The 1,554-nt window shown below is 29.8% G+C and carries 1 protein-coding gene; it reads left to right on the forward strand.

Features of this window, described 5'->3' with window-relative positions; genetic code table 4:
* A partial coding sequence (locus ACWXVP_RS03205) for a site-specific DNA-methyltransferase (RefSeq protein WP_456013060.1) occupies positions 1–1,554 on the forward strand: 1,554 nt, incomplete at both ends.

A 1,554-nucleotide genomic window follows, 5' to 3' on the forward strand; every position in this document is an offset into this window, starting at 1 on the left:
AGACTTTATGCCTGATAGTTTTACTTCTTTTAAAAATCGCATTGGCCTAGTTGATAACAATGGGCACTTTCTTGACGAAAGCAACGATGTTGTACTTTCATTCCCTTACAAAGATTGTGTTTTAGTTGGCAATCAAGACAAAGATGACCAAAAACGCAGCGAAGTTATGCTTAATGAAACTCTTGGTCTTGACGATATTAACAGACTTCTTGATCCTAAAGTCTTAATTAATGCAAAACGCTATAGTTCACAAGGTGTAGAACAAAACATATCATTTAATGAAAAAGATAACCTTATTATTAAAGGGAATAATCTTATAGCATTAAGCTCTATATTAAAGAGATATGAGGGAAAAGTTAAATGTATCTATATCGATCCACCTTATAACAGAAACGATGATTCCTTTCAATACAATGATAAATTCAACCATTCAACCTGACTTGTGTTTATGAAGAATAGACTAGAGTTGGCCAAAAAATTATTAAGGGATGATGGTGTGATTTTTATATCATGCGATGAACATGAAAGATCATATTTAAAAGTTTTAAGTGATGGAGTATTTGGAAGAGATAATTTTATAGCCGATTTTATTCGCAAGACTAAAAGTACTACCAACGATGCTAAAACTGGTATAAATATTCAACACGACAATTGTTTATCCTATGCAAAGAATAAAGAAAATATTAATCTTATTGGTGGTGAGAAAAAATTATCAAAATATAAGAATACAGACAATGATCCTAAAGGTCCTTGAATAAGTGATAACCCAAGTGCCAAATCAGGTAACAAAGAAAATAATTACTTTGGTATTAGAAATCCATATACTGGTAAAGAAGATTATCCACCCGATGGTAGATATTGAATATTTTCGAAGAATACAATTGAAAAACATATTGCTTCAGGAAAAATTTGTTTTAAAAAAGAATACAATAAAAATCAAAGAGGTTTTATATATAAAACATGGTTATCTGATTTAAAAACTAAAGGTAATACATTTAATTCACTTTGGTTTGCCTCTAATGAATATATGAACCAAGTAGCTACGAAGGATGCGAAAGAATTAGGTTTTGTCGATGAATTTAAATACCCTAAACCAGAGTCCTTTATTTATTATCTTATTTTACATTCAACAGAAGTTGATGATATTGTTCTTGATTTCTTTCTTGGTTCAGGAACAACAGCTGCTGTAGCACATAAAATGCGACGTCAATATATTGGTATTGAACAAATGGATTATATAGAAAACATTACTGTTTCTAGATTAAATAAAGTAATCAATGGTGAACAAACTGGTGAATCAATATTGGCAGATTGAACTGGTGGTGGTTCATTTGTGTACTGCGAATTAGCCCAAAATACACAAAAATGAGTGGATTTGGTAAAAAAAGCAACTGAATACAACATTGTTGATGTTAAAAACCAAATACTAAATTCTAATGACATAATTCCTTATTTAAGTAAAGCAGAAATTGAATCTAGCTTAAGTACTTTTGATTCATTTAGTCTTGATGAGAAAAAAGCTCGTCTTATTTCAATAATTAACAAAAACAAATT

It is taken from the genome of Mycoplasma sp. 1781, from assembly GCF_053851675.1.